At 72.2% G+C, this 4,214-nt stretch carries 2 protein-coding genes; both read left to right on the forward strand.

Features of this window, described 5'->3' with window-relative positions:
- Positions 1–1,995, forward strand: a 1,995-nt coding sequence (gene cydC, locus ACM2XV_RS12935) for a thiol reductant ABC exporter subunit CydC (protein ID WP_487027217.1), incomplete at its 5' end; no start/stop codon positions are given.
- A 49-nt stretch (positions 1,996–2,044) separates the two neighbouring features.
- On the forward strand, positions 2,045–4,117 hold the full coding sequence (uvrB, locus tag ACM2XV_RS12940) for an excinuclease ABC subunit UvrB (RefSeq protein WP_487027218.1): 2,073 nt from the start codon (positions 2,045–2,047) through the stop codon (positions 4,115–4,117).
- Positions 4,118–4,214 lie beyond the last annotated feature (97 nt).

Genomic DNA, 4,214 nt, shown 5'->3' on the forward strand with positions numbered 1-4,214 from the left:
ACGGCTCACCTCGACGACGTGTCTGCGGCGCTCGTTCGCACCGAGATCGCCGCGCTACGCGAGCGCGGGGTCGCGGTGCTGGTCGCCTCGCACGACCCCGAGCTGCGCGCCGCTGCCGACCGGGTGGTTGCGGTCGGCGCCGCGGCTCCCCGGGCTGGGGCCCCGGTCGTTACGTTTTCGCCCCACACCGCCGTCGAGAGCCGTGTTTCCGACGACCGGGCAGACGGTTCCGATGCACGGTCGTCACCTGTGCGGGAGAACACCCCTGCAGAAGCCCCAATCGCGACGACCGGCAGGGACGGGGCCGACCGCGGCGGCAGCGCCCTGCGCGAACTCGCCCGCGTGCTCGGCCCGGCGCGCTGGCGGGTGCTCGGCGCCATCGGGCTCGGAACGCTCGCCGCCCTGTTCGCGACGGCCCTCACGGCGCTCTCGGGCTGGCTGATCGTGCGCGCCGCCGAGCACCCGCCGATCCTGTTCCTCGAGGTCGCGATCGTGGGCGTGCGGTTCTTCGGCATCGGCCGCGCCGCCCTGCGCTACGCCGAGCGGCTCATCACGCACGACGCCGTCTTCACCTCGCTGACCGAGCTGCGCATGCGGCTGTGGCGCGGCCTCGCCGCGCAGGGACCCGCGGGGCGCGTCGAGCTGACCGCCGCGAACACCCTCGACCGGCTCATCGGGGACGGCGACCGGGTGCGCGACCTCGCCCCGCGCGTCGTCGTGCCGCTCGCCTCGGGGGTCGTCGCGCTCGTCGCCGCCGTCATCGCACTCTGGATCCTCTGGGCGCCGGCCGGCATGCTGCTGCTCGCGTGCTCCGCCGTCGCGCTCGGGGGCGGGGCGCTCGTCGCCGTGGCAGCCGACGCGCGCGCCTCGCGCGGGCGCGACCTCGATCGCTCCGCCGTCGTGCGGCGGGTCGCCGCCCTGCTCGCCGCCCGCGACGACCTCGTGGCCAACGGCGCGGCGCGCGGCGAGCTCGAGGCCGTCTCCCGTCTCGACGCGCGGGCGGGGGCATCCGCCAAGCGCTCCGCCGGCGCGCTGGGGGCGGGCGCCGCTCTGGCCGTCCTCGCCTGCGCCGCGACGTCGATGGGCATGCTCTGGCTCGGCCAGCAGGCCCACCTCGCCGCAGGCCTGCCCGTGCCGGTGGTCGCGGTGCTCGTGCTGACGCCGCTCGCGCTGATCGAGCCGGTGCTCGAGGCCATCTCGGCCGCACAGCGCTGGCCCGAGCTCGCGCAGGTGCTGCGGCGCGTGAGCCCTGTCACGGCGGCGGCCGATGCCGCCGCGCACGACGAGCCCGGCCTTCCGGTGGGGCCCGTGCGCGGCATCCACCTCGACGACCTCGCGTACCGCTACCCGCACACCTCGGGCGACGTCTTCCGCCACGTGTCCGCGCGCGCCCGAGCGGGCGAGACGCTCGTCGTCACGGGGCCGTCCGGAAGCGGGAAGACCACGCTGCTCGGCGTGCTGCTGCGCTACCTGGCTCCGTGCGCGGGCCGCTACCTCGTCGACGACGCGGACGCCGCCCGACTCGACGCCGACGAGCTGCGCCGGCGAATCGCCTGGTGCCCGCAGGAAGGGCACCTGTTCGACTCGACGCTGCGCGGCAACCTGCAGATCGCGCGCGGCCGCGATGACCGGGCGACGGATGCCGAGCTCATCGGCGTGCTGGAAGAGGTCGGCCTCGGGCCCCTGCTCGCGACCCTGCCACTGGGGCTCGACACGCCGATCGGCCAGGGCGGCGCGTTCCTCTCCGGCGGGCAGCGCCAGCGGGTGGCCGTGGCGCGCACCCTGCTGGCGAACGCGGACGTGGTGCTGCTCGACGAGCCGACCGCGCACCTCGACGAGGAAGCGGCCGACGCGCTGATCGCCGATCTCGCGGTCGCGCTGCGCGCGAAGACGCAGGTTCTCGTCACGCACGACGCGCGGTTCCGCGGGGCGGGCACAGTGCTGGAGCTGGGCGCGGGCGAACCAGCTCGGACGGTGGACGCCCGGTCGCGCTGAGGCGCGGCTTCCCCGCGCCAATGTCACCCCCTCTTCCTAGACTGGATGCATGGCCCAACCCACCCGTGCCGTGCGCCCGTTCGAGGTCGTCAGCGAATACGAGCCGAGCGGCGATCAGCCGCAGGCGATCAGGGAGCTCGCCGGGCGCATCAACGCCGGCGAGACCGACATCGTGCTGCTCGGCGCCACCGGAACGGGCAAGTCGGCGACCACCGCGTGGCTCATCGAGCAGGTGCAGCGGCCGACGCTCGTGCTCGCGCACAACAAGACGCTCGCCGCGCAGCTCGCCAACGAGTTCCGCGAGCTGATGCCGAACAATGCCGTCGAGTACTTCGTCTCGTACTACGACTACTACCAGCCAGAGGCCTACGTGCCGCAGACCGACACCTTCATCGAGAAGGACTCGTCGGTCAACGCCGAGGTCGAGCGGCTGCGGCACTCGACGACCAACGCGCTGCTGTCGCGGCGCGACGTGGTCGTGGTCTCGACCGTGTCGTGCATCTACGGCCTGGGCGCCGTCGACGAGTACCTCGGCGCGATGACCGTGCTGCAGGTCGGCGACGTGGTCGGCCGCGACCGGCTGATCCGCACCTTCGTCGACGCCCAGTACGAGCGCAACGACATCGACTTCTCACGCGGCAAGTTCCGCGTGCGGGGCGACACGATCGAGATCATCCCCATCTACGACGAGAACGCCGTGCGCATCGAGCTGTTCGGCGACGAGGTCGAGGCGATCTCGCTGCTGCACCCGCTCACGGGCCAGGTGCTGCAGCGGCTCGACTCGGTGTCCATCGCGCCCGCGACGCAGTACGCGGCCAGCCAGGCCGCGGTGCACCGGGCCATCGGCACGATTCGCGAAGAGCTCGCCGAGCGGCTGGAAGAGCTCGAGCGGCAGGGCAAGCTGCTCGAGGCGCAGCGGCTGCGCATGCGCACCACCTTCGACCTCGAGATGCTCGAGCAGATCGGCTTCTGCTCGGGAATCGAGAACTACTCGCGCCACCTCGACGGGCGCAATCCGGGCGAGCCGCCGACCTGCCTGCTCGACTACTTCCCCGACGACTTCCTCGTGGTGATCGACGAGTCCCATCAGACCGTTCCGCAGATCGGCGCGATGTACGAGAGCGACGCGAGCCGCAAGCGCACGCTCGTCGAGCACGGCTTCCGGCTGCCGAGTGCCCTCGACAACCGGCCCCTGACGTGGGACGAGTTCAAGAACCGCGTGGGCCAGACCGTCTATCTGTCGGCGACGCCCGGCCGCTACGAGATGAGCATCGCCGACGGCGTCGTCGAGCAGATCATCCGCCCGACGGGCCTGGTCGACCCCAAGGTCGTCGTCAAGCCGACGAAGGGCCAGATCGACGACCTGCTGGAAGAGATCCGCACCCGCGTCGACCGCGACGAGCGCGTGCTCGTGACGACGCTGACGAAGAAGATGGCCGAAGAGCTGACCGACTTCTTGACCGAGGCGGGCGTGCGCGTGCGCTATCTGCACTCCGACGTCGACACCCTGCGCCGCGTCGAGCTGCTGACCGAGCTGCGCCAGGGCGTCTTCGACGTGCTCGTCGGCATCAACCTGCTGCGAGAGGGCCTCGACCTGCCCGAGGTGTCGCTCGTCGCGATCCTCGACGCCGATAAAGAGGGATTCCTGCGCTCCGGCACCTCGCTGATCCAGACGATCGGGCGCGCCGCCCGCAACGTCTCGGGCGAGGTGCACATGTACGCCGACACGATGACCGACTCGATGAAGGCCGCGATCGAAGAGACAGACCGCCGGCGCGACATCCAGATCGCGTACAACACCGAGCACGGCATCGACCCGCAGCCGCTGCGCAAGCGCATCGCCGACATCACCGAGGTGCTCGCCCGGGAAGAGGCCGACACGGCGAAGGTGCTCGCCGAGCGCGGTCGCGGCGAGGGCAAGGCGGGCAAGGGCGCCAAGAGCCAGCGCGTCGGCATCGCCGCGCAGGGCGCCAACGAGCTCGAGCAGCTCATCGCCGACCTCAACGGGCAGATGCTCGAGGCCGCGGCAGAGCTGAAGTTCGAGCTGGCGGCTCGGCTGCGCGACGAGCTCTCCGACCTCAAGAAGGAGCTGCGCCAGATGGAGAAGGCGGGGCACGCCTGAGCCGGCTGGCCCGCAACCGCACCCTCATCGGCTGCGCCGTGGCCGGCGCGGCTCTGGTCGTCGCGGTCCTGTTCGGGGGCGCGCCGCATTTCGGCCG

The organism is Gryllotalpicola sp. CP2-P1, from assembly GCF_057512245.1.

What these genes read in the sequence shown, in the direction of transcription:
- uvrB (WP_487027218.1), top strand. Translation starts at nt 2,045, where the DNA reads ATGGCCCAACCCACCCGTGCCGTGCGCCCGTTCGAGGTCGTCAGCGAA.